The following is a 24,193-nucleotide window of genomic DNA, read 5'->3' on the forward strand; positions in this document are numbered from 1 at the left end:
TCCTAGACTGTCGGCTTCTACAACCAACAAGCTGGACACCATGGTTCGCCTACTTTTCTGGATCGCCCTGATCGCCGCCGCGTTCTGGCTGTGGCGCAAGTTCAAAGTCAGCCAGCAGTCGCACTCCGAGCCGAAGCTCGACGCGCCACTGAAGATGGTGCGCTGCGCCCACTGCGGCGTGCACCTGCCCGACGACCGGGCGCTGCAGCAGGGGAATGACTGGTATTGCAGCCAGGCACATTTGCAGCAAGGGCCTGGGCGGTAAGGCTGAGGCTATCCCTGTTCAGGCCCTTTCGCGGGTAAACCCGCTCCCACACAGATCTGTGAGATCCCTGTAGGAGCGGGTTTACCCGCGAAGAGGCCCTCAGCCCAAACGGCCCGCTGGCGCATACGGCGCCGGATCAATGATCGGGTCGGCCCCGGTCAGCAGGTCGCTGAACAGCTGACACGAAGCCGGCGCCAGCACCAATCCGTTGCGGTAATGCCCGCAGTTCAGCCACAGACCTTCATGCCCCGGCACCGGCCCGATGTAAGGAATGCCTTCCGGCGAGCCAGGCCGCAGTCCGGCCCAGTGCCCAACCACCGTGGCATCCTTGAGCTCCGGCAGCAGTTCGATGGCCGAAGCCTTGAGGCTGGCCAGCGCGTCCTCTGTCGGGGTCTTGTCGTAACCGGCATGCTCCAGCGTACTACCCACCAGGATGTGCCCGTCACGACGCGGGATCGCGTACCGACCCTTGGCCAGCACCATGCTCGGCAGGAAGTCCTCAGCGCACTTGAACAGGATCATCTGACCCTTCACCGGCTCGACCGGCAATTCGAGCCCCAGGGTGCGCAGCAGGTCGCCGCTCCAGGCGCCAGCGCTGAGCACCACTTCATCTGCCGAGAGCACACCGTCAGCCGTCTGTACGCCAGTCACGCGCCCGTTCTGATGAACGAAGCCACTGACCTGGCAGTGCTCACGCAAGGTCACGTTGGGCAGTGCCAGCAACGCAGCCTTGAGCGACTTCACCAAGCGAGGGTTACGCACGTTGGCCACACCGGCCATGAAGATCGCGTGCTTGAAACCCGGGCCAAGCACCGGCACCGCATCGTAGGCGGCGGAGATATCCACAGCGCTGAGCGGCCTGCGCTCACGCTCGGCCCAGGCCAGCGCCTCGGCTTCGTCATCCAGATCGAGCCAGTACAGGCCAGTGGTGTGTACCTCCGGATCGAGGCCAGTGCTGGCGAACAGGCGTTCGCCCAGCTGTGGATAAAAATCCTGCGACCAATGCGCCAGTGCGGTCACCGCCGGGCTGTAGCGCCAGGGGTACAGCGGCGAAACGATGCCGCCACCAGCCCAGGAAGACTCGCGGCCAACTTCGCCCTGATCACACACCACCACCTGGCCTACCTTCGCCGCCAGGTTGAACGCGGTCAGCAGGCCGATCACCCCGCCGCCGACCACCACTACTTGCTTGCTCATCTGTCGATCCAACACCTGAAGTAAATCCGCGATGCCTGGGCATCATTCAACCTTCAGCTTCCCCAGCAGCGCTCGCTGCTTTGCATGGCGCCCGGATTGCGCTGCACACCGGCCTGGTCGAGCTGGAAATCGCCACAGCGGTCATCGGCCATCAGGCCTTGGGGCAGACGGCGGGCGATCAGCGTGAAGGTGTCGCTGTCGCGTTGGGCCTGCAGGCGGTAGTGGCGGTTGCCGGTGGGCAGCTGTGGGTCGCCCTCGGCGTACTGGCCGGTGCGCACGCGATGGCGCTCCAGGCGCAGGGCAGCGTCATGCAGCAGGCCAACCACTTCGCTGCGTGCGGCTCGCCTGAGCTGGTCGCTGTAACTGGGGTAGGCAATGGCTGCCAGAATGCCGGTCACGGCCACGACAATCAACATCTCGATCAGGGTCATACCTTGCTGCATGTCAGTCCTGCCTCAGTCTTTGTCGCCAGAGGATGCGCTGGGGAGCTTGTGGTTGAGCGGTTGGGATGGCATAGACGGCCTCCAGGACCTGGCGGGCTGCCAGTTGTTGGCTGACGGCTGTTACGCGGTACAGGGTGACCCGTTCACCCTCGGGCATATGTGCAGCTCGATCGGTTTCACCCAGGTTCTGCAGGTGAAAGTAGCCGTCCTTGATCTTCTGCCACTGGCCTTGCAGGTCGTGTGGACGTGATGGTGGTAGGCAGTCGTTGCACTTCTCGGGAGGGGAACGCTGCAGTTCTTTGGCACCGGCCTGCAGCACGATCTCCGCTTGTTCGAATGCCAGCAGTCCATCACTCATGGCGCCGGTCATGCGCGTTTCGACCAGTGCATCACGTAGGGCTGAAGCTGCAAGCAAGGCCAGCAGCATGCTGAACACCAGCGCCAGCAGCAGTACGATACCGCGCTGATGCTTCATGGAATGGATACCGGATTGCGCAGTGCCACGCTCAGTTCATGGCGCTGCTCAAGTTGCAGTGTCGGTTCAAACAACGTCAGTTGCAGGTCCACCCGTCCCCCCTCGGGCGCATCAACCTGCGTCACCTGCATCTCACTCACATGGCTGGCGAGCGGCTGCGCTTGTGAGTTTTTGCCCCGTGTGAAATAGAGGATTGAACCGCGCAGCTCGTAACGATGACGGGTGATTCGCACGGTCATGACCGTACCCGTTTGCGAAGGAGGACCTTGGAAGACGACGGCTTCTTCACGGCAGTCCGTCAACAATGTCCAGTCCGGCTTTCCTGTGTACCCCGAAGACTCAGCGACCACCAATTCCAGGCTGGACGCCCCAATCACCAATGGCTGCGAGAATGCCTGCCGAGCAAGCGGGTCTATGAAGTCACCGGGTTTTAGCCGCAGGCAACCAAACATGCCAGCCATTCGGATATCTTGGGCCATGCGCAGCAAGGCCAAGCGTGCGTCATCCTGCAGGCGCAACGCCGCACCCTGAAGCCGCCATGTTTGATGGGCGGAAACAAAAAGCTGACTGGCAGCCACCAACACCACAAGCCCGATCGCCAGTGCCAGCATCACCTCCAGCAACCCGAAGCCAACTTGCATGCGCTTCATGGCCGGTTCTGCTCGTGTTCGCTGTGCTCCGCCAACGCTGACTGCCCTTCCCGCCGCGCACTGTCGGTGGCTTGCAATGCCTTAAACTGTAAGGCGGCCGAGGCCAAGATACCCACTGCCACCACGACTACTGCCAACAACACTTCCAGAAGCGTCATGCCCCGCTGTTTCTTGTGCATCCTTGCACCTCCTGCGACTTTTCCCGCAACTACCTTGAACTTGGTCGTCTGGACCTCATGCCCACCAACCGTGAAGCTATAGCCAAGCACTTCCAGGGAGGAATGCACGGTGTTCTGACCCCTTGCAAGAGTTAAATCTTGTAATACATTTCCATATCATTAGGGTGAGCCTTGCGCTTACTAGCGAGATCCCGAATCCAACGAGGGAGAATGAGAATGGAACTCATTTGGTCCACAAAGGATTTTGTTGTCGCTGGCCTGCCGTGTCCAGGTTTTCCAATCCTCCTGTGGGACACAATGAATAGTTGCGTTCCTGCCAATCAGTTCCTTCGGAATTATTTATTTCGAGGTGCGATTGGGTCTAAGCGATCTTGGTCAAGTACGGGACGCGCCATCTACGATTTTTTTAGTTTTCTCCAAGCCCATGAACTAGATTGGCGTGACGTCGATCGTGGCGAAGCCAAAAGTCTAACTTACGCATACCGAGATTACTGCCTAAATCACTGCAAGCTATCGTCAAATACCATTCGCCAGCGCCTCTTATATATTTGCAAATTTTATGAGTTCGCCTTTAAAGAAAAATGGGTAAAAAACCTACCATTTAATTACGAAGAACGAACCTCAAGACGAAAAACAGGACTTCTGGAACATCTCGACAAAAGCGGAGGAAAAGTCTCTGTTAGTGATGCCATGCCACGTAAAACCAAGTCACTACCAAAATTTTTAAGCCTGAGCGAGGTGCAACTAATTATCGATGCAGCCGATAACCCGCATCACCGCATGATGATTCGGCTCGCATTACATACAGGCTTGCGTCGAGAGGAAATCACTACATTCCCGCTCTCTTATGTGCGAAATCCTGACGAGATTGGGCGAGCAGAGCGAAACCTTCGCGTCTACCTAGATCCGCATGACGGAAGCGGAATGACCACTAAACGTAGTATTCCTCGAATATTGTATGTCAGTCGCCACCTCATGAGAGAACTTTACTACTATGTGGAAAACGTACGAGGCGAACGCGCATCGCTAAGCAAATCTCCCCATAGACAGTTATTCCTGAATCGTATGGGAGAGCCCTACGGCAATGGCGGAAAGAGCTTTAATCGCGTGATTAGAGAACTAGGAAAACGAGTGCAGTTGAACGTTCATACTCACATGCTTCGGCATACCTACGCCACCCACACCTTATCAAGTCTGCAATGTAACCCAACCAGCGGCTTAGACCCTTTAGTTTTTGTTCAAAGACAGCTTGGGCACAGCTCAATTCAAACGACGATGGTGTACCTGCACCTAGTAAACGAACTGGCCGATGAAGCAGTCCTAGCATATGACGATGAGTTGAACTCGATGGCGGAGGCTCTTGATGGGAAAGCGTAAAGTCTTCTGCAAAACCAGCCTTGAAATCCCAGCGACAGGACATAGCCACGACGCCACAGGGAATGCAATAATCCCTCCAAACATTATTCCCCCGCAAAAAACGAAAATAACATTTGAAAGAAATACAGCGAACACTAGAAGCTTCGAATTCTCTCGATGGTATAACGTCGGAATCGACCCCATAACTTACGCGTGCCAACGACAAATCGAGAGATATCTTGCAGGTCAGGATGGGAATTTAACGAAAGGTACAATATCGGGAAATTGCACTTCAGGACTAAGGCACTTTCTAGAATATTGTATGCTGCGCTCGGCGGCCTTAGAACGTGATCTGACCCTCGCAGACCTGCATCGCGATATTATTGATGGATTTCTTTCTCATCTCACGGGCTTAGGTGTCGGGATCTCAACCCAAAGGACCATCTACCAGAACGCAAAACCCGTACTGGTTGCCATCGGTCGACGAGGTCTGTTCAATTTGATTCAATCCGGCGATTCCGCAACCTTCCCGAGGAACCCATTCCCGAATCTTAAGAGAAAGCTCAAAGGCGAAACTGCGTTAACCAAGCGAGAGCGGCAAGCCGTTGTTCAAGCGTTAAAACAAGCGATCAAGCCAATCTGGGACGAGAAACCTACGCTTACTGGCGATCTCATGGCTTATGCACTATTGACCGTGGCTCTGTATACCGGACGAAATACAACGCCGCTACTGGAAATGGAACGAAATTGCCTACGCGCTCACCCCAAAAAAAATACTGCATTCTTAGTTTTATGGAAGAGGCGTGGTTATAACAGTAGTAAGGTGGCCCTTCGCACCGATCAGCTTACCGAGCGCCTCCTTGAGTCAACTTGGACTATGCAAGGCAGTGTAGAACGTCTCATACGTCGCATCATTAGCCTCACGGAAGAAGTGAATAAAAATGCCCCAATCGATATAAAGGAGCGCGTATGGATTTATCACTCCCACCTCGGCATCACAGCCTTGAGTTCATCGCTCCTTTCTGATGCCGCTAACCACTTGGTTCGCGATTACAACTTGACTGATATCTCTGGCTCCCCGCTTCGATTAAACATATCCCGCCTAAGGAAAAGTTTCGCGAACCGGATCTTTGAAATTACAGACGGCGACATGGCCGTAACTGCCGCAGCCTTGGGTGACACATTACGAGTGACTGACGACCATTATTTAGCGCCAAGCGAGACTAGTCGTCAAAATTGGCAGTTCATGGGTGAAATATTGGTAAGCGAGCTACTCACAAAAAGTATTGGCTCAACCTATAAAAACACCCCTACAGGACGCTGCTCTAACCTTCCCCAAGAGAACGTAGCATTCAAGAGCGGGGAAGGTGCAACATGTATGAACTTTACAAACTGTGTTCGCTGCAGGCACTACGCAGTAACCTCCGAGGACTTGTATAAACTATTTAGTTTCTATTTCAGAATCTTGAGCGAAAGGGCCAGCATGGATAAAGGCCACTGGGCAAAGCTCTATGCACATATTCCTCGTCTAATTGACAATTATATTGTAGCAGAGGGATTACGACGCGGAATTTTTAAGGATAGAGATGTGGAAGACGCGCGAGCGCGTGCCCGAAACAAACCTCATCCATTTTGGGCAGCTGAAATGATCGAGAACCTGGAGGTCTTTGCATGACCGACTCAAATCAGGCATTAGATTTCCCCTCCACTCAACCCGACGACATACGGGGTCTTTCAACCACTGACCGCGAAAAACTCATCATTCGCGCAGTACACGTTGAAGGTCATTGGGTCACCCTCAGCAAATACGCTGATGATGTTTGGTTGCTCAGCGGCCTACCAACCAACACCAACATCAATAAGAGACGCATTGACTTCTCTAAACTGCCGCAGAAATTTAAACCAGTAATGAAGGCTATAATTTATCGCTACATAATGCGAGGGCGAAACGGGGGCGGCAGACCTAAAGGCTCGGTGATATTTGCGACCTTTCATAATTGCATTCCTTTCTTGAACCATCTCCTCTCAATGAAAATCGATAAATTTAGCGAAGTAACCCCTATGGTCTGCGCGACATATGTAGCTGCTTGCAAAGATTATCGATGCACTATAAATCGGATTGGTCAACCTCTTTCCCCCAGGGGCTTGCAATCGAGATACAGCGCAGTTGAAGCGATTCATGAGTTGAGTCAATATACCGACGACGCCATGCAACAACTTCCATGGGCTGAAACTTCGGCCAAAACAATGGCTGGCCTGACGGGTGCAGTGTTGTATAACGCCAAAACTCCTTTAATGCCTGACGATGTGTTCTGTGTGCTGTTCGGAAGCGCATATCAGAAAATGGAGAATGGGCAGTATTTACTGGATTTGCGTGATGCTATGTACGCCATTGATGCACAGCCAACGCGTCTTAAGCGACAGAGTATCGCGAACAAAAAAGCCCAGGAGTTAAAAAATCTGGGGTGGTCGGAAGGCTTAAGATCACTACAAGCCGCACTCACTGACCTACGCACCTCTTGCTATATCGTCTTAGCTTGTGTTTCAGGCTGCCGCAATCACGAGCTTTCGAACTTACATACGGGTGCACACCATCGCACTGAAGATGATACCGGGATTACCTACCACTGGATGCGCTCACGCTCTGAAAAAACTGATGCCGGCATACATTATTGGATGATTCCTGAAAGCGGCGTGCGGGCTTTACGCCTCATGGAGCGATGGGCCGCTCCCTACCAAGCGAAAATCGCCAAAGAATTGCAACAGCGCCGCCGTGCCAATCCGCAAGACCCCGAAATTGTCGAGGCAAAAAAGCATCAGAATGCTATATTTTTATTTAGCTCGAAAGCCGTTAAAAACAGCACCCGCACCATGACAAATAATGCGTGGGACCGTCGCATTAAGGAATTCGCCACTTCTTGTGGGTTAACGTGGAAAGTTACTAGCCACCAATTCCGCAGAAAATTTGCGAATTATGTAGCCCACAGCAAATTTGGTGACCTGAGATACCTGAAAGAGCATTTTGCTCATTGGTCACTTGACATGACCATGAAGTATGCGATGGATGAAACATGGGGCGCCCATCTCGATATCGATTTATATGACGAAATTCAAAGCGAACTTGGGACAATCAAAATTGATGTTGTCAACACTTGGTTAGACGACACCCCGCTAGCTGGAGGATACGGCCAGGCAATCAAGCATTGGCAAAGGGATCCCAAAAACCTGCTTATCTTCAAAGATCGAACTGCGATGCTAAAATCCATTGCAGAAAGTACAGCCATTCGCAGCAATGGTCACGCGTGGTGCACAGCGGACAAAGGCAACTGTATTGGCAATAACATGGAACGGACTCGCTGCGGGGGCTGCGAAAACTCTGTAATAAGTCTGAAACATGCCAAAATTTATGAACGCCTGCTCAGTGACTTAGATGAACTGCGAAACAGCGTTGACATAGGCGAGGCAGGGCGTAAAAGGGTAGATCGCGACTTGACTCGTTGCCGTGAAATACTAACACAACTGGGCGCGGGAGTTTCTAAGGTGGAAAGGCAATGAAAACTCGAAGTAAAGCAGCCAAATACAAGCCAGCAGGGGATCGGGAACAAGATCTGCGACTAGCATTACTTAGAATTCAAAAAGGTCGCTCTCGCTCAGGCGAGAAACAAATTTCAATTGCGGCTGTCGCCAGAGAGGCAGGAGTCTCTGCGGCCTTAATCCATAACCATTATCCGGTTATTGCCGAGACGATTCGTGGCATACAAGGGCAGTCGAGCCGTGCAGCGCGAGATATAAAGCAAAACTATTTAGTGGCAGAGCGAAAAAAATCCGCACTATATCGCAAGGAAATTGAAGAGCTGAAATATAAAATCTCAGCTTTAGCTTCGATAAATGAAGTTCTATTAGGTGAGCTAGCATTGCTTAAAGCGATCACATGTGACCGCAACGTGATCGGGCTTAACGAAAAAACAAGATAGTTAAGCCTTCCCACAACGGCCTGATTACTAGCAGAGGATACAGCTGTAATAAACCCGGGTTTTTCATATTGAATTACAACCCATCGAGCGCCACGCTATTAAGACTGTCGAGGTCATTGAGGACTGACTCTATGTGAGGTCACGTTCTACACTCGCCAATATGTAACCTCGCGGCAGCCTTCTTGGAGCAGCCCAAAAGACCTTACAAAATGAACGTGTAAACCACTTTTTTGACATGTAAACCACAGTGGTTTACACGTCAAAAAAGTGGTTTACAAAGCCTTCCTAGCGGGTCTTTCGGCTCAGTCTTCCCTCACGATCAGTACTGAACGGATGCATGCGAGTCAGCCAGCGGCAGAAGACTCAGAAACGCTGATCGCCCTCCGTTCACCGCCTCGAACTGCCTTCCACAATGCACATTGGTGCGCTAGGAACGGGCTCATTGAGAGTTTGAACCTGTACCTCGACGACTGCTTTGACCAGGTCGACGGTCATGACCTTCTCCGGACCAACGTCAGCAACCAGTACTCCGCTGCGCATTACCGCTATATGATCTGCATACCGCCAAGCCTGGTTGATGTCATGCAGCACCACGATGACCGTCTTACCTTAACGCCGACTGCGACAAGCTGTCGTTGCTCACGCAAGCGAGCGAACCCTCGCCCCTTAGCACCCTTTCTTTCTCAAATGCTAAAATGAAAACTCAATCTCTTGGAGAAAGTTATGTCCCGTCTCGCTGAATTTCGGCTGCTCGAACAACAACTCGCAGCTCAACTAGCCGAATTGGAGGCTTTGAAAAATGACTCCGGCCTGAAAAAGGAAATGGAATTTGAAACGAAGCTCCGCAGCTTGCTCGACGAGTACGGCTACGGTCTGCGTCAAGTGGTGCTGATTCTCGATCCACAGGCGGCAACGTCCACTGATATGGCTCCTAAAATCTCTCGGAAACCACGCGAGCTCAAGGTCTATAGAAATCCGCACAGCGGAGAGATTGTTGAGACCAAGGGTGGTAATCAACGCACGCTCAAGGCTTGGAAAACTGAGTATGGCGCAGAGGTAGTCGAGTCCTGGTTGGCCGACTGACCGCATTGTATTCTACTGACTGTTGATTGTTGCAGGTGTGAACGACGTGGTCTCAGGAATAGCCCCCACGCTTCGGGCAGGTCTCAAACCTGCACCGCGCACCAGCGGGGTTAGTTTTTGCGGATTTCTTTAAGAGCTTTTCGGGCACAGGACCTAGCTCCATAGTCCCTGCTGCCTTCTTTTGACCGGACCAGTTTCGCTGAGCTGAGCCATCAGAATCACGAGGCTCAGCGATGAGGGTGGTTCATGGATCACTCCTGACCTCACGTTTTTTCACTCATGGCTCACTACGTTCAGCAAATGAAACAGCAGCTCCGGAGAGCTGCTTTACTGTCCTACTCTCCCTTTTTATGCTTGTGGGGTTTCAGGTCCGGGTGTTCCTTTTGCTTCTCAGGCGTGACTCGCTGCCTTTTATCCGGAGTGCCATCTTCGTTGGTTCGTTTCGGGCCTGGCTTGATGCTCATGCAAAATTTCCTTTTCCGCTTGGGTTGTTGAGTGCTGCTATGTAGTTAGTCCAGCTTCTTACATCTGTCAAAGCAGGGCGGCGCTGAACCGCTGGCAACCCCGTCGGCTTTAGAGATCTGAGTAAGTGGTTCCGATCAAAGGCCTGCAAGGGGCAGTGAAATCCAGTGCTGAGCGATAAGAGGATGTCTGGACGTTCATCATCCCGAGTACGGTGTGGAACAGGTTGTCATGACTCAATGGCGAACCTGCTTGAGCTTTCAGGCAGCCCATATTGAGCCGTTCGCTCTTCGCGATAGAGTCAGACATCCAGAGCACCATTGGCACCTTGGTTTGCTCGTCCGGGGCCATCGCATAGGGCAGCCCATGCAGATACAGGCCACCCTCTCCCAGTGACTCTCCGTGATCTGAGACGTACATGAGCGCAGTGTCGAATTTGGTATTCGCAGCCAGGATGTCGATCAGCCCGGCCGTCACGTAGTCGGTGTAGAGGATCGAATTGTCGTAGGCATTGATCACCTCCTGCTGCTTACATTTGTCGAGCTCATTGGTCTCGCAGACCGGCCCGAATTTCTTGAACTGCGGGGGGTAGCGCTTGTAGTAGGCCGGGCCGTGACTACCTTTGTAGTGGAGCACCAGGACTGCATCGCCTTCCTGACGCTTGATGAAGTCCTCCATCTCCGAAAGCAGCACCCCGTCCTTGCACTCGTCGCTGGTACACAGTTGAGCATCTGCGTGTTGGGTAGCCTTGTGGTTTGGCACCCGATCACAGACCCCTTTGCAGCCCGAATTGTTATCAGTCCACATGACACTGATGCCTGCCCGCTGAAGCACATCGAGCAGCCCTTCTCGGCTCTTGGCCAAGCCGTCCTTGTACTCATCCCTCCCGACGTCCAAGAACATGCATGGCAGGGAAACCGCAGTGGCAGTGCCGCACGAGCTCACATTCGAGAAGCTGATGACATTGCGCTTTTCCAGCTCTGGATTCGTATCGCGGGAGTAGCCATTAAGGGAGAAGTTGGCGGAACGTGCGGTTTCCCCCACTGCCAGTACCAGCAGCTTGGGTTTGCGAGCCGCTCCCTGCCTGGTCACCACGGCGTCGGTACCAATGGAGGTCAGCGCTTTCGGTGTGGCCAGCTTGCGTTTCAGGTAACCATGACCGGCAGCAAACAAATTGGTGGGAACCAGAATGAGCCGGATCTCCCGATTGTTGCGTAGGAGGGAGGCATAAGACTGGTACTGGCTCAGCACGATACCAGCAAGGGTTACCAGTGCGAGCGACAGGACGATGAGTCTGCTACCCAACGCTTTGGTCCAGGGCTTGCGTCGCAGGGGCACCAGACAGATCAGGTAGACGGGCAATACCCCTACCATTGCCACCCAGAGGCCAAGTTTCCAGTTCAGTAGCTCGGACACCTCACCGACGTCGGTCTCCACGACGTTGGTGAACATCGTGTAATCAATGACGATGCCGTAAGCACTCATGAAGTAGCTGGCGAACGACGCGCTGATCAGCACCAGGCACAGCAGAGGTTTTGCGAGTCTTGACCATGACAGCAAGCTAAGTACGGTGAACACCCAAACGAACACTACGACTGGCAGGCTGGCGGCGAGCAACCAGTTAACTTCATCAGTGTTGAATGCCAGGCGCCAGAGCACACGCCAAAGCTCAGCGTTCGCGAACAACAACAACCAAAAAGTTACTAGCGCGATGAGTAAATTGGTGCTGATGCCTTCCTGTATAACTTTGCGAATAGCATGGATCCATTTACTTAACAGGATGTGAACAATGGATTTAGAAGGTGTCATTATCAAACTCTAGGGAGCTGCTCATCCATGGCGCTGGTTATGAATAGTCGGGAGCTAAACGGCAAGCCATCGACAGACACTGAGCGAATCAGGGCGTACAGAGCGCCAGAGACCTTGATCCCCTTAGCCTGAGGACGCTTAGGATGTGTGAGGCATAGGATTAAATGAGAAATTAGCTCTCGCTAGGCGCATTATTTCCGCCACACGATAACGTCATGATGACTTCGCGATTACAATGCTGACAGAATCGCGATAATGACTTTTTCGATTGTAAATGCTCAGGCTATGATAAAAAATCGGACAGGTCCGACTCTTTGAGTAGTCAATGCCATCTGGCGAATTAAATTAAATTTCATAAACAAACCAGCTTTGTTTTGTCGTACGCTAATTTTGAACTTTTACTTTAACTTAAAAGTCATTCTAACGAGCAAAACACTTCTTTCACCTTTTGCTCGTGCTGATGTCACCTATCGATGAGGGACGAACACCATGAGTTTTCTCAAAAATTTACTGGGCGGCCACCACGGCCGTGGAAATCACGGCGGTGGCAAGCATCACGGTAGCGGGCACGGGAGTGATCGACATGGCCGGCATGGTCGCTATGAGCAGCAGCAAAACTGCGACGGTAATGACCAGGTGATTGAGGGTGGGCGCGCAATAGCTCAAGCCCCAATCAAAGATCTGCAGACTTGCAGGCACTGCCGGACCGCAAACGCCCCCTCCGCACGCTTTTGTCTAAACTGCGGAACACCACTATCGAGTGGTTGCACGGCCTGCGGCTCGTCCCTGACAGCAGGAGCAAAATTCTGCAGCCAGTGCGGCCAGGCAACCCCTTAGCGCCTGACCACACTGGAAATCCAACGCGACCACTACCCTGTGCAAGGAGAAATACGTGGGATCGAATCATGATCATGGCAGTGCCGCGGTTCGTGAGGGGCATCAGAAGAAACTAGTCATGGCATTGGTCCTGACCGGTAGCTTCATGATCGCTGAAGTGATCGGCGCATGGATTACCGGCAGCCTGGCGTTGCTGTCGGATGCGTCTCACATGTTCACCGACACTGCCGCTTTGGCAATTTCGTTGATTGCGCTTCAGATCGCAAAGCGGCCGGCGGATCAGAAAAGAACCTTTGGCTATGCGCGGTTGGAGATCCTAGCCTCCACGTTCAACGCCGTGCTGCTCTTCCTGGTGGCGATGTACATCTTGTACGAGGCCTACCAGCGCTTCTTCATGCCGGCGGAGATCGCCACCGGGGCGATGATGTGGATCGCAATTGCCGGCCTGATCATCAACCTGATTTCAATGCGACTGCTGGCATCTGCCAGCAACGAGAGCCTCAACGTCAAAGGCGCCTACCTCGAAGTCTGGAGCGACATGCTCGGATCGTTGGGCGTGATCATCGCCGCCCTCATTATCCGCTTTACCGGCTGGACCTGGGTCGACACGGTTGTCGCCGTAGCGATCGGCCTTTGGGTATTGCCGCGGACTTGGCAATTGCTTCGAGAGAGCCTGGGGATTCTTATGGAAGGTGTACCCCGGGGGCTCAACGTGGCGGCAATCGAGGCCACGATCCTCAAGGTCGACGGCGTCACGGATGTCCATGACTTGCACGTTTGGGCCGTCAGCAGCGGAAGCAACGTGATGACGTCGCACGTGGTCGTCCGAGACGCAGCAGATGGAGATACTGTGCTAGCGGCCGTCGTGGATGCAGTCAGCGACGCGTTCGAAATCCATCACTGCACCATTCAGATCGAGCGCGCAGCTTTCCACGGGAACGTTCCGTCGCCGTCGCATTGATCGGCCGGTAGACACCTGATCAACACACCGCCGCCAACGTCGGGGGGGTGTTGTCGAGGAAAGGTAAGGATGGATATGCGACAGCAGAAGCACGTCGTGAGTGCCTGGCGAATGATCCCGGCAGATCCACTCCACTAGCTCAAGTAGGTTCAGCGATGGCTTGGATCATTACGAAGTACCTGGTCACTGCCGCGATAGTGATTCTCGTGTCTGAGCTGGCAAAGCGCAGTGACAAGCTGGGCGGCTTGGTTGCCGCCCTGCCATTGGTCACCGTCTTGACGCTCATCTGGCTCTACTTGGAGAACCAGAGCATGGAGAAGATTTCCAATCATGCCTGGTACACGTTCTGGTATGTGATTCCAACGCTGCCGATGTTTATCGCGTTTCCGGCACTGCTGCCCAAGTTGGGATTCTGGCCAACACTTATCTCCAGCATCCTCATCACCATGGCGAGCTTCGGAGGCTTTGCCCTACTTCTAAGGCGATTGGGCATCGAGTTGGTTTGAGTCGGGTGTAGAGGAAAGCACTCGGTCACCGCTTACCGGCTGTTGATGCACTCACCTTTCACGAGGTAGCGAACCATGTGCAGTTCGCCCTTGGAATCCTCGTAAGTCATCATGCTTCTCACATTCCCGCAGTACCGCACGCTAGGCGAGACGTACACCAACTTGCCAACGTCCAAATCCATACCGTATGCGTAATCTTCAAGCTCGGGCATGGGTTTCTTCACGCTCTGTGCATAGCGTTCTGTAGCCTTCCTGGCAGACTGCTCAAGATCGTCGTTGATCTGAACGCTACTTTGGACATTTGTCGACAGTGCAGAGAAAAGCATGAACGCAGCAATAGCCGATATAGTTGTTTTCATGAGAAGTCCATTAATAAAAAAGCGCCCATGGCGGGGCGCTAAAATTCACCTTACCAAAGGAGCGTATGGTTCCAAGGTGAATGCATTGGCGTGAGCAGGGTATCGTTACTCCCGCCATGCTGCTTCAGATGAGACTGGCCCAAAGCAGCGCTGCCTGTGTGCTGTTCTTAAACTAGCAAAAGCGGCTAACGACAAGATGATTGTGAAATTACAATTTGGACATGTAATAGATTGTAAAGTAATTACTCTTGCCCAATTAAGATGAAAAGCCATGCATGCTGGCCGGTTTAAGCCCGTTATCAAAGGGGCGAACGATCGGTGGCTTGCTACCACTCGTAGCTTGAGCTTGTAGGATTGAACGCCATAAATGCTGAGCAGCTTGGCAGAAACGCCACCCCTCTCGGCCGAATCCGCCTGTCAGTCCTGAGGACTGAAAACCGCTGCAAGCCACAGAGTCCGCTAAGCTCAGTAGGGAAAGCCGTCATGACTGTCAGCAATCTTGCGGCTACATTACAAATTTGTAGGATTTCGCCGCGGCCAGCGTCTTCGCGTTAAGATTCAAGCGTCCTCAGGTGACCCCGGCGTATGGACAGAGGTAGCGACTACCAGATGTCATGCACTCAGCCGAACCTTCAAACTGCCTGCAACCACAGTCTTGGCGGATTAGGCCAATTCCTTCCTCACACCTTGAGATAAGTTATGCGCGTTCTAGTTGTGGAAGACGAAATTAAAACTGCCGAATATCTTCAGCAGGGCCTATCCGAAAGCGGGTATGTCGTAGATATCGTGCACAATGGTGTTGACGCCCTGCACTTGTTCAATACTAACGTCTATTCGTTGGTTCTGCTGGACGTAAACCTTCCTGGCATCGACGGTTGGGACCTTTTGGAAACCATCAGGAAAACCAGCCGGGTCCGCATCATCATGCTGACCGCTCGTGGTCGCATCAACGACAAGCTCAAAGGCTTGGATGGCGGAGCCGACGATTACCTTGTCAAACCCTTCGAATTCCCGGAGCTGCTCGCTCGAATCCGTTCGCTGCAGCGGCGTGGTGATGAATTAGTCGAGAAGAGTTCGCTGAAAATTGCCGACTTGGAACTCGACTCAGTGCGCCATCGGGTTTTCCGCGCTGGCACACGCATCGACCTTACCACCAAGGAATTTTCGCTCCTGCACCTGCTTATGAGCAGGACGGGCGAAGCGTTGACTCGTTCCCAGATCATTTCGTTGGTCTGGGACATGAATTTTGACTGCGATACCAACGTCATCGATGTCGCTATCCGGCGCCTTCGCTCGAAGATCGATGACCCGTTTGAAACCAAGCTCATTCACACGCTTCGTGGCGTAGGGTACGTTTTTGAGGAACGCGCATGAGGCCATTCAGCCTGGCTGCAAAGCTGGGATTAAAGGTGGGGTTGATGAGCGCAGCGTTGCTGCTTCTGTTCGCCACCTTCGGGTATCTGATGGTGGGTCAGGCGCTAGAGCGAAATGCCCGCAGTGACCTGGAAGTGAAGATGGCGGGCATGGCTCACAACCTGTCCATGATTTCCGACATCTCAGGAGTCAACGCAGACGCACATCAGCTTGTGGATCTGGTGATGGGCCACAATAACCTGTACGTCAGCATTTTCGAGTCGGCGCAGAGTGAAACGCCCCTGCTCTCGATTGGCTCGAAGCAGGTCAACGTGGAGGTGCACAAGTTTCAACCATCCGCACAGCCGAAGGAACATGAGTGGCGCGACACCCAGGACCGCCCCTTGCTGACAGCTTCTCGCACCATGAATTTGGGCGACGGAACCGAAGTCAGCGTGTACATGACTATGGACCAGTCGTCCAATGAAGCGCTGCTTGATGCATTGCTCACCTGGGCCCTGATGATTTCCCCGCTCATCATCGCGCTGATCCTCGCAATCGGCTGGTGGACCGTACGCAGAGGTCTGCTGCCTCTGACCAAGTTCCTGAAAGTCGCCTCGAAGATCTCCACCGAGAGTCTTGACCATCGTCTGCCGACTAATGGAATGCCAGCAGAACTCAAAGAGCTCGCCGACGGTATCAACATCATGCTGGCTCGCCTGGATGACGGGGTTCAGCAGCTCTCGCAGTTTTCTGACGATCTTGCTCACGAACTGCGAGCGCCGCTATCCAACCTGATGGGTAAAGCCCAAGTTGCACTGACCAGAGAGCGATCGCTTCCCGAGTACAGGGAAGTGCTGGAGTCGTGCACAGAAGAGCTGGACCGCATGAGCCGCATGGTTTCCGACATGCTGTTCCTCGCTCAGGTCAGTCATCCGGCATCCATGGTGGAGTTCGAACCTGTGTCCCTGGTCGATGAAGTTCAGCGGGTGTGTGATCTCTTCAGCATTTCGGCAGAGGATGGCGAGATCCAGCTGCAGATCTCTGGCAGTGATGACGTGGTGCGCGGTAACCGCCTGATGATTCAACGAGCCGTCTCGAACCTGGTGTCAAATGCGATTCGCTACTGCCCTCGCGGTCGCACGGTCTACGTGAAAGTGCAACGCGGTGGTAGCGGCACGACCTTGAGCGTCGGCAACCCGGGCCGCGGGATCGCCAAGGAACACCATGCGCATTTGTTTGAACGGTTCTACCGCGTAGATAAGAGCCGAGCACGAAGCGAAGGGGGGACCGGTCTTGGCCTTGCCATCGTGCAGTCGATCATGAGCCTGCATCAAGGCTCGGCGAGCGTGGAAGTGACCGAGGAAAATTTCACCTGGTTCCACCTTCACTTTCCCGAAGCCCAGCTAAAGCAGTCGGCAAAGACCGCTGCTTGAAGCGCGCCCACTTGAAAAGGCCCGTCAGTCGACGGGCCTTTTGTCTATGCAATGCCTCAGTGCCTAAGCACCACAGGGTCCATAGGTGACCGCAGAATTACCGACTTTATGATCTTTTGCTCTTCTGGGTTGGCGTTTCTCCACAGGTGGGAGAAGTATTGGGCATTCACTTTTTCCTGAGCGCTCACACTGCCGGCGGCCTCAATGAACTGCATGGTCGAGTACACACAGATCAGTGCCAGGATGAAGAATGCTGTCGCCACCACCATGACATAACGTTTGGCCAGCACCGGTGCCCGCTTTAGCTCCAGGATCGAGGCATCCGCTAATTTTGTCGCGGCAGTAAGCTCCGAAATCAGCGGTTGGATGGCGGTCTCGACTCCACGAGCGGCAGCGGAATATGCCTCTGCCGCAGCGCGTATGGCGACCTCTTCGGCATTGGACCAGGCTTTCTCAGCCTTTCGTACCTCTTCCTGAATCTGCCGACTGACAAGGTCAACCTCCTCCACCAGCTCGTTCGACTTTTCCAGAACAGCGTTGCAGGCCCTGGTCTGGGAGGCCAGCTCATCGAGCTGAACAGTGAGTTTTTCAGTGCTTCGGCGGAAGTCACCGATAGCAACTGACCAAGGCTCTATAACATTCATGGCTATCTCCTAGAGCGGCCGGTGACGGCGCACGGTTTATTTTGTTAGATATCAAAAATGTAATTTACGGAACAGTTTGAAGTCAGCCTCGACACAAGCGAGATAGACATGATCCTTCCAGATTTGCAGATTGGGCGCATCCGGCCAGCCGCATAAATTACGGAATTGTAATTATTGACTCACCTTGTCGTTAGCTTCGCGTTCCTAAACTACAAACCAACAAAGGCCGTCAGTCAGGCAGGCCTAGTAAGAACCGAGGCACACAATGAAATTTGTCAAACCTATCGCTATTGGCAGCCTGCTGCTTGGTCTCGTGGGTACCGCTTACGCTGAAGGTGGTTACGAGCGAGCGAAACAGTTCCAGGAAAACTTCCGAAATGAACAGGCTCGCTTATGGAGCGACGATTCTTCGGACCAGAACAAACAACAAGTCGCTCAAGAGCAAAAGAAAGAAAGCAAGGATGGTAAGGAACAAGCCGATAACTAAACGGCGGTTAAATAGGACTTCAAATGACGAAAGCAATCGACAAAAAAGCCAGGGTAAAACCTGGCTTTTTTGTGTCTGGCATTTAACCTTCGTTTGTACGAGGCGTTTCCGCATTACTTTCTCCGACCAGACCTTCGGCACCCTGCTTGGTGTCTTTCCAACGGCACAGCATCAGCTGACTGGCGTTCGCTTCAGTAATCACGGCACAACCCAGGTTGGCAGGCAGCTCAGCATTGCTGTCGCGTAAGCGACGGGACAGGTAGAAAGAGCTGTCACGAGGCCACTTTGCTGGGTCCTGGATGTTTTCGGACTTCCCGCTGCTGTAGAACTCCGACGAATAGGAGCGTCGGCCAGGGTAGATCAGAGGGGCCGATTGAGCTGACTGCATTTTCAGCCAGGCCTGAACCACATCTCGCTGGTTCTGAGGCCTCTGCTCCAGCACCCCGGCATAGATGATGCCGGCGCCGACGATTGGCAGTACCAAAGCGCTCGCGGCGGCGGCCCAGGTGATCCTTGGGCCAACCTCACTGATCCGGCCGGACAGGAGCAACGCCCAAGCTGGCAGCGCCGGGAGCAAGTAGGTCCACAAGATGTTGCCGGCGAAGGTGAAAAACACCGGTGTCGCCAGCGCCCAGAGCCAGAGGTAGGCCTCGAATCGCTGCATTGATTTACGCTTGCGAATCAGTAGCGGGAGGAAGAAGGCCCACGGCAGTAGCGCCAAACCGAGTTGAAGCCAGATGGTGCCATACGGCTTGGCATGAGCACTCCCATAGAGGTCCCCTGCCCAGTTGCTGACGACATAGCGGCTCCAGTGCTCACCCACGAAGAAGTATTCCATGAACCCTGGCGTTTTCATTTCGGCCGCCACATACCAAGGAACGGATATCCCGAGCATAAGGACCAGGCCGCTGATCCAGGGAAGCCTCAGCACCCGCTCCCATTCCTTGTAAAGAACGATCCAGACGAATGCCGGCGTGCCCATGAGCACCAGTGTCAGTGGTCCTTTTGCAAGCAGGCCCAAGCCAAGGCCGGCGAACATCAAGTAGGCATCCGCTTTTCCGGCGCACTTCATCCAACGCCAGAATCCATAGCTGGCCAGCAGAATCGAAAACGACAGAACAGGGTCAGTCAGCACAACACCGCTGGATACCAGGCCAAGCGTTGTGCTGGAAAAGATGATGGCCGCCCAGATGCCCGCGTTACGCGAGATCTGCTGCGTGCCGAACTTGATGATGATGATACAGCTGGCCAAGTGCAGCAGCCAGGCCGGGAATCGGGCCGCAAACTCGTTCACGCCGAATACCGTCATGCTTGCAGCCTGGGTCCAGAACGACAGCGGTGGCTTGCCCCAGAACGGCACTCCGTAATCGAACATGGGCGTGATCCAGTCATTCAGCTCGACCATCTTGCGTGCCATTTCGGCGTAGCGAGCCTCCGATGTGTCCATGAGTGGGTAGATTCCCAACCCCAACAGACGCAAGAGCAAAATCGAACCCAGGATCCACCACAGCGTTCGCGCATTTTTCAGGTTCAGCATTGCTTACCCTCGATCGAAGAAACCGAAGGGTGAAGGGGAACGGGATCTGCCTTGCTGCTGCTCTTCAGAAAGTAGAGAGGTCGGCGCTTCACTTCCGCGAGTGTCACGCCCAGGTACTCCCCCACCATGGCGACCCCGACGCACATGAAGGAAGCCATACCCAGGAGCAGGTGATGGACGTCGAAGCTGCCGGCCACGAGCGACGCAAGCATGTAGCAAATGCTAGAGACGAAGAGACCGAAACTGATCAGGCTGAATATGCGCAGCGGCTTACGAGAAAAGCTGACGATGCTCTCGATGGCCAGATCGAACAGGCCGGCTGCATTCCACTTGGTGCTCCCCGCATGGCGAACCGTGCGGTTATACGGCAGCTCGACCGTGCGATAGCCAACCCAGCCGATCATGCCCTTGAGAATCCTGGAGCGTTCATCCAACGCGCGCAGAGCTGCCAGCGGAGCGGGTCCGATGAGGCGGAAGTCGCTGACATCGGCGGGCACCTCCACCTTCTCGACCAGGCGCTGCATAACCCAGTAGTAGGCCCGGGCACTCATGCGTTTGAACCACGAATCACCGATTCTCAGGTTGCGCTGCATGTTCACCACGTCGTAACCGCGCTGCCAGAAATCCACCATGGCAGGGATAAGCTCAGGCGGGTCCTGTAGGTCGACGTCAATGAAGATCAATGCACTACCGCGGGCGTGGTCTATCCCGGCGCTCAGTGCAGCCTCTTTGCCGAAGTTGCGGCTCAAGAACAGGCAGCGAACGGTAGAGCCATCCTGGTACTCACGCAGCAGGCTCGCGGTGCGATCGTTGCTGCCATCATCGATGTAGAGGATCTCGCAGGAGACGGGTAGGCGTCTTACAACACGGGTGATGCGCTGGTGGAACTCGGGAATGGTCTCCTCTTCCTGGAAGCAGGGAACTACGATGGTTAACGAAGGATCAGGGCGCTCGGGAAAACGATGTAATGTCTGCATGATTGAATGTCCAGAAACGGTGTGCAATAAATCCAAGCCCAGTAAGCGTTACTGTCACTAGGACTTGGGAGATAAGCGGTGACAGATTCGACTTGATGAGGAACCACATACCCACGCCATTACCGAAGTTCGTTGCAAGCGCGACCAGTGCAAACCTCACAGGTTGAAATTTGCGTGGGCCATCAGCCACGAAACAGAGCGTTCTATTACCCAGAAAGCTTGCGGTAGCGCCTGCTATGCCGCCAAAAATACTGGCTAACAATGGAGTAGCAAACGCTGTCGCGATCAGCATTAGGAACACCGCATAGTGTATTCCCGTAGCGATGAGCCCGACTCCCAGATAACGAATCAGCAAGACAATAAGTGATGGGGATTTATTTTTCATGCCCGAAGCCTATGGAGGCAAAGGTGAAAAAAAGGTGAACCAAATGTAAATGCGCAATTGATGGTTTTTATATAAAGCCAGCGATAAAAAATGGCGCGCTAGACTAGCACGCAATAATATCAACAGGATTGCTTGAAAATTACGCTTTCGCAAGAAAGCACGGTCAATAACGAATGAATTACTTTCACATTACAATATTGACAAGATGAGGAAATGTCGGCCGGCATTGAGATAAATTCCCCGGATCAAGGGGGGTCTAATGGTTACACAAAATGAAACACATACAAGCGGCACTGTTCCTTACAGTCCTGACATATTGGATGATTTGCCAATTGATGAACAATTAGCGCTAGAGTTTTTCGCAACAGCGCGATGTGCGAGTTTCAAACAGGCGGCCCGCGGGCTCAATGTTCCTGTGGTAGGGCTGCGAAAACGCCTGGAGAAGCTGGAGGAGCACGTTGGCGCTCCCGTCTTTGTCTATAAGCACAACAAGCTTGCCCTGACCCGAACCGGCGAAAGGGTCAGCCAATACCTATGCCAGCTCTTCGGTCCCGATGGACTTGGCAAGGACGGCGAGAAGGAAATCCCCAAGCTTACCCTGGCGATCACCGAGCCAGTGCTAAGTGACATCGTCAACCGCGATCTGGTTGCCTATGTACGGGACCATGCCGAAATGCAGCTGGAAATCCACTCCGAGTGCACACTCCAAATGCTCTCTGAGGGGGAGGTCGATGTGGGTATCTTTTTCATGAGCCCCGATGACGAAGACGCCTTGGGTGGCCAACCCGGCTACAGGTTTGAGCAGCTTGGCCGGATTGGGCACGCATTGTTCATTTCCAGCCGCTACTCAAGAAGCGTCACGCTTCCTGTGCACAGTCTGGATCTGCACAACTTCATGCTCGTCGTTCCTTGGGATGACGAGATTCTGGCCGGCTCACGAAAGTGGGAGTCGATCATGGCTGATCATCAGGGCGGTACCACTAGGGTTAAGAGCTATAACTTATCCCGCGGTCTAGTGGTTGGCGGTGCGTGCATCGGTGTATTACCAGACTATAGTCGGAAAATGGAAAGGAACATCCTACCCGTACCAGGCTTCTTGGATGATCTGGAAGAGAAAGATGTCTATCTTGTTATCAAATCGAAGCTTGTACGCCATCCGCAGGTTTTAGAAATTCGAAGGCTGATCAAAAAGAGCTTCTTTGATAAGAAGGATTGGCTTGTTCGCTGACAGTTTTGTTAGGTTACAAACCCTTTCATTAACACTATAGAAACTCAACTGTCATTTTTGCTTGCGAACTAGCCAGAGTGCTTAGAACAAAGGCATCTTGTTACTGCGGGTGACGAATGTGACCTGCTCCCATCTGCAAGATCTATTTAGGCCGACGTAGGGCGAAACAATCCGTCGGCCGCTAAGCACTTAACACACGAGAGGCATGCAATGATCCGTTCTTCGAACATGCGGGAAAAGCTGTTGGCCGCCGCAATAGTAGGCACATTTTCCTCGCAAGCATTCTCCGGCACAGTTACTACTGACGGAGCTGACCTAGTTCTCAAAACCAAGGGCGGTCTTGAACTTTCTACCACCGACAAGGAATTCAGCTTCAAATTGGGCGGCCGAGTTCAAGCCGACTATGGCCGGTTCGATGGCGTTTTCACCAAGAACGGTGATACCGCTGACGCAGCCTACTTCCGTCGCGCATACATCGAGTTCGGCGGCACCCTGTACCGCGACTGGAAATACCAGATCAACTACGACCTGTCTCGCAACACCGGCAACGATGCCGATGGCTACTTCGATGAGGCCAGCCTGACCTACACCGGCTTCTCCCCTGTGCAACTGCGTTTCGGCCGCTTCTACACCGATTTCGGTCTTGAAAAGGCGACCAGTTCCAAGTGGACAACCGCCATGGAGCGCAACCTATCCTACGACCTGGCTGACTGGATCAATGACAACGCCGGCATGGGTGTGCAGGCGACCAGCACCATCGCGGACATGGCCTACCTGTCCGGTAGCGTTTTCAGCGAGACCAATAACAACTCCGATGGCGACAGCACCAAGCGCTACAACGTGCGGGGTGTTTTCGCACCGCTGCATTCTGACGGCAATGTCCTTCACGTCGGAGCTCAGTACGCCTACCGCGACCTCAAGGACGGCGCTGTCGACACCCGCATACGCTCGCGTCTGGGTGTTCGCGGTGTAGACACCAACGGCGGCGGCGATGCGGGCACCAATGGCAACCGCATGCTGTTCGGTGGCGCCGCAGCCCAAGAAGGCTTGTGGGACAACGACTCGGTCTGGGGCGTTGAGGGTGCCTGGGCCACGGGTCCATTCTCTGTTCAAGCTGAGTACCTTCGCCGCAAGCTGAAGGCTGACCAGTCCGCCAATGACATGAAGGCTTCGGGTTACTACGCACAGATGGCGTACACGCTGACCGGCGAGCCGCGCATCTACAAGCTCGACGGTGCGAAATTCGACACCATCAAGCCACAGAACAAAGATCTGGGCGCATGGGAAGTCTTCTACCGCTTCGACGACATCAAGGTCGAGGATGGCAATTTGGTTGCTACCGCGGATCAATCCGATGAACGCAAGGCCAAGAGCCACACGGTCGGCGTGAACTGGTACGTCAACGAGGCGGTGAAAGTCAGTGCCAACTACATCAACGTGCGCACCGACAACAACGAAAACACGGTCGGCGACGACAAAGGCAACGCCTTTATCACTCGCCTACAATACGTGTTCTGATTCCCCCCATCTGGTGATGCAAAAAAAGCCGGGAGTGCTCAGTGCACTCCCGGCTTTTTTGTGCGCTTCAGG

At 53.7% G+C, this 24,193-nt stretch carries 26 protein-coding genes and 1 pseudogene; 14 read left to right on the forward strand and 13 right to left on the reverse strand.

What is annotated here, in order from left to right:
• Nucleotides 1–40: 40 nt before the first annotated feature.
• Nucleotides 41–265, forward strand: coding sequence for a PP0621 family protein (locus C2H86_RS08440; RefSeq protein WP_159412196.1), 225 nt, complete (start codon nt 41–43; stop codon nt 263–265).
• Nucleotides 266–364: 99 nt separating this feature from the next.
• Here C2H86_RS08440 and thiO read toward each other — a convergent pair whose 3' ends face one another.
• From thiO to C2H86_RS08465, 5 genes are read right to left on the reverse strand one after another with little or no spacing between them, the layout of a single operon-like run.
• Complete coding sequence (thiO, locus tag C2H86_RS08445; RefSeq protein WP_159412197.1) at nt 365–1,462, reverse strand: glycine oxidase ThiO; 1,098 nt, start codon at nt 1,460–1,462, stop codon at nt 365–367.
• Between the two features lie 53 nt (nt 1,463–1,515).
• Nucleotides 1,516–1,905 carry a type IV pilin protein gene (locus C2H86_RS08450; protein WP_159412198.1) on the reverse strand — a complete coding sequence of 130 codons (390 nt, stop codon included), beginning with the start codon at nt 1,903–1,905 and terminating at the stop codon, nt 1,516–1,518.
• A 1-nt stretch (nt 1,906) separates the two neighbouring features.
• Entirely contained in the window at nt 1,907–2,380 is a 474-nt protein-coding gene (locus tag C2H86_RS08455) for a hypothetical protein (RefSeq protein ID WP_159412199.1), read from the reverse strand.
• Entirely contained in the window at nt 2,377–3,030 is a 654-nt protein-coding gene (locus C2H86_RS08460; RefSeq protein WP_159412200.1) for a PilW family protein, read from the reverse strand. The genes C2H86_RS08455 and C2H86_RS08460 overlap by 4 nt, the downstream gene beginning before the upstream one ends.
• Nucleotides 3,027–3,209, reverse strand: coding sequence for a prepilin-type N-terminal cleavage/methylation domain-containing protein (locus C2H86_RS08465; protein ID WP_159412201.1), 183 nt, complete (start codon nt 3,207–3,209; stop codon nt 3,027–3,029). The genes C2H86_RS08460 and C2H86_RS08465 overlap by 4 nt, the downstream gene beginning before the upstream one ends.
• A 216-nt stretch (nt 3,210–3,425) precedes the next feature.
• On the opposite strand from C2H86_RS08465, the gene C2H86_RS08470 reads away from it, so the two are divergent.
• From C2H86_RS08470 to C2H86_RS08485, 4 genes are all read left to right on the forward strand, one after another.
• Complete coding sequence (locus C2H86_RS08470; RefSeq protein WP_159412202.1) at nt 3,426–4,586, forward strand: tyrosine-type recombinase/integrase; 1,161 nt, start codon at nt 3,426–3,428, stop codon at nt 4,584–4,586.
• Nucleotides 4,587–4,887: 301 nt separating this feature from the next.
• Nucleotides 4,888–6,240: a hypothetical protein gene (locus C2H86_RS08475; protein WP_346266756.1), complete on the forward strand. Its 1,353-nt coding sequence runs from the start codon at nt 4,888–4,890 to the stop codon at nt 6,238–6,240.
• Nucleotides 6,237–8,120: a tyrosine-type recombinase/integrase gene (locus tag C2H86_RS08480; protein ID WP_159412204.1), complete on the forward strand. Its 1,884-nt coding sequence runs from the start codon at nt 6,237–6,239 to the stop codon at nt 8,118–8,120. Before C2H86_RS08475 ends, C2H86_RS08480 begins: the two co-directional genes overlap by 4 nt.
• Nucleotides 8,117–8,539, forward strand: coding sequence for a TetR family transcriptional regulator (locus tag C2H86_RS08485; protein WP_159412205.1), 423 nt, complete (start codon nt 8,117–8,119; stop codon nt 8,537–8,539). The genes C2H86_RS08480 and C2H86_RS08485 overlap by 4 nt, the downstream gene beginning before the upstream one ends.
• Nucleotides 8,540–8,926: 387 nt before the next feature.
• Here C2H86_RS08485 and C2H86_RS28595 read toward each other — a convergent pair.
• A pseudogene (locus C2H86_RS28595) lies at nt 8,927–9,148 on the reverse strand (ferric citrate ABC transporter ATP-binding protein FecE); the annotation flags it as partial.
• Between the two features lie 114 nt (nt 9,149–9,262).
• On the opposite strand from C2H86_RS28595, the gene C2H86_RS08490 reads away from it, so the two are divergent.
• Complete coding sequence (locus C2H86_RS08490; RefSeq protein ID WP_159412206.1) at nt 9,263–9,622, forward strand: histone-like nucleoid-structuring protein, MvaT/MvaU family; 360 nt, start codon at nt 9,263–9,265, stop codon at nt 9,620–9,622.
• Between the two features lie 573 nt (nt 9,623–10,195).
• Here the strand turns inward: C2H86_RS08490 and C2H86_RS08495 are convergent.
• Together C2H86_RS08495 and C2H86_RS28320 are read right to left on the reverse strand one after the other, a co-directional pair.
• On the reverse strand, nt 10,196–11,893 hold the full coding sequence (locus tag C2H86_RS08495) for a phosphoethanolamine transferase (protein ID WP_159412207.1): 1,698 nt from the start codon (nt 11,891–11,893) through the stop codon (nt 10,196–10,198).
• Between the two features lie 507 nt (nt 11,894–12,400).
• On the reverse strand, nt 12,401–12,592 hold the full coding sequence (locus tag C2H86_RS28320; protein ID WP_240349746.1) for a hypothetical protein: 192 nt from the start codon (nt 12,590–12,592) through the stop codon (nt 12,401–12,403).
• Between C2H86_RS28320 and C2H86_RS28325 the strand changes: the two genes are divergently transcribed.
• The 3 genes from C2H86_RS28325 to C2H86_RS08510 all read left to right on the forward strand — a co-directional run bounded on the left by C2H86_RS28325 (nt 12,530) and on the right by C2H86_RS08510 (nt 14,197).
• The gene (locus C2H86_RS28325) at nt 12,530–12,730 is read left to right on the forward strand and encodes a zinc ribbon domain-containing protein (RefSeq protein WP_240349711.1); all 201 of its coding nucleotides are present in this window, start codon (nt 12,530–12,532) and stop codon (nt 12,728–12,730) included. The two genes, C2H86_RS28320 and C2H86_RS28325, sit on opposite strands and share 63 nt — an antisense overlap.
• 55 nt (nt 12,731–12,785) lie before the next feature.
• A complete protein-coding gene (locus tag C2H86_RS08505) occupies nt 12,786–13,691 on the forward strand; it encodes a cation diffusion facilitator family transporter (RefSeq protein ID WP_159412209.1) in 906 nt (301 codons plus the stop codon).
• A 155-nt stretch (nt 13,692–13,846) separates the two neighbouring features.
• Nucleotides 13,847–14,197, forward strand: coding sequence for a DUF3147 family protein (locus C2H86_RS08510; protein ID WP_159412210.1), 351 nt, complete (start codon nt 13,847–13,849; stop codon nt 14,195–14,197).
• Between the two features lie 32 nt (nt 14,198–14,229).
• Here the strand turns inward: C2H86_RS08510 and C2H86_RS08515 are convergent, their stop codons facing one another.
• Nucleotides 14,230–14,556: a DUF2790 domain-containing protein gene (locus C2H86_RS08515; RefSeq protein WP_159412211.1), complete on the reverse strand. Its 327-nt coding sequence runs from the start codon at nt 14,554–14,556 to the stop codon at nt 14,230–14,232.
• 699 nt (nt 14,557–15,255) lie between these two features.
• Between C2H86_RS08515 and C2H86_RS08520 the strand changes: the two genes are divergently transcribed.
• Nucleotides 15,256–15,930: a heavy metal response regulator transcription factor gene (locus tag C2H86_RS08520; RefSeq protein ID WP_094010859.1), complete on the forward strand. Its 675-nt coding sequence runs from the start codon at nt 15,256–15,258 to the stop codon at nt 15,928–15,930.
• Nucleotides 15,927–17,345 carry a heavy metal sensor histidine kinase gene (locus tag C2H86_RS08525; RefSeq protein WP_013974872.1) on the forward strand — a complete coding sequence of 473 codons (1,419 nt, stop codon included), beginning with the start codon at nt 15,927–15,929 and terminating at the stop codon, nt 17,343–17,345. Before C2H86_RS08520 ends, C2H86_RS08525 begins: the two co-directional genes overlap by 4 nt.
• 56 nt (nt 17,346–17,401) lie before the next feature.
• Here C2H86_RS08525 and C2H86_RS08530 read toward each other — a convergent pair whose 3' ends face one another.
• Nucleotides 17,402–17,989, reverse strand: a complete 588-nt coding sequence (locus C2H86_RS08530) for a hypothetical protein (RefSeq protein WP_159412212.1) — start codon at nt 17,987–17,989, stop codon at nt 17,402–17,404.
• A gap of 265 nt (nt 17,990–18,254) precedes the next feature.
• On the opposite strand from C2H86_RS08530, the gene C2H86_RS08535 reads away from it, so the two are divergent.
• Nucleotides 18,255–18,476, forward strand: coding sequence for a hypothetical protein (locus C2H86_RS08535; protein ID WP_159412213.1), 222 nt, complete (start codon nt 18,255–18,257; stop codon nt 18,474–18,476).
• Nucleotides 18,477–18,558: 82 nt separating this feature from the next.
• Here C2H86_RS08535 and C2H86_RS08540 read toward each other — a convergent pair whose 3' ends face one another.
• From C2H86_RS08540 to C2H86_RS08550, 3 genes are read right to left on the reverse strand one after another with little or no spacing between them, the layout of a single operon-like run.
• On the reverse strand, nt 18,559–20,013 hold the full coding sequence (locus C2H86_RS08540) for an ArnT family glycosyltransferase (protein WP_159412214.1): 1,455 nt from the start codon (nt 20,011–20,013) through the stop codon (nt 18,559–18,561).
• Entirely contained in the window at nt 20,007–20,990 is a 984-nt protein-coding gene (locus C2H86_RS08545) for a glycosyltransferase family 2 protein (RefSeq protein ID WP_159412215.1), read from the reverse strand. Before C2H86_RS08545 ends, C2H86_RS08540 begins: the two co-directional genes overlap by 7 nt.
• A complete protein-coding gene (locus tag C2H86_RS08550; protein WP_159412216.1) occupies nt 20,956–21,375 on the reverse strand; it encodes a GtrA family protein in 420 nt (139 codons plus the stop codon). Before C2H86_RS08550 ends, C2H86_RS08545 begins: the two co-directional genes overlap by 35 nt.
• A gap of 259 nt (nt 21,376–21,634) precedes the next feature.
• Between C2H86_RS08550 and C2H86_RS08555 the strand changes: the two genes are divergently transcribed.
• Both C2H86_RS08555 and C2H86_RS08560 read left to right on the forward strand, forming a co-directional pair.
• Nucleotides 21,635–22,603, forward strand: a complete 969-nt coding sequence (locus tag C2H86_RS08555; RefSeq protein ID WP_159412217.1) for a LysR family transcriptional regulator — start codon at nt 21,635–21,637, stop codon at nt 22,601–22,603.
• Nucleotides 22,604–22,813: 210 nt separating this feature from the next.
• Nucleotides 22,814–24,121, forward strand: coding sequence for an OprO/OprP family phosphate-selective porin (locus C2H86_RS08560; protein WP_159412218.1), 1,308 nt, complete (start codon nt 22,814–22,816; stop codon nt 24,119–24,121).
• The last annotated feature ends 72 nt before the right edge of the window (nt 24,122–24,193 follow it).

It is taken from the genome of Pseudomonas putida (assembly GCF_009883635.2).
GTDB lineage: Bacteria > Pseudomonadota > Gammaproteobacteria > Pseudomonadales > Pseudomonadaceae > Aquipseudomonas > Aquipseudomonas putida_W.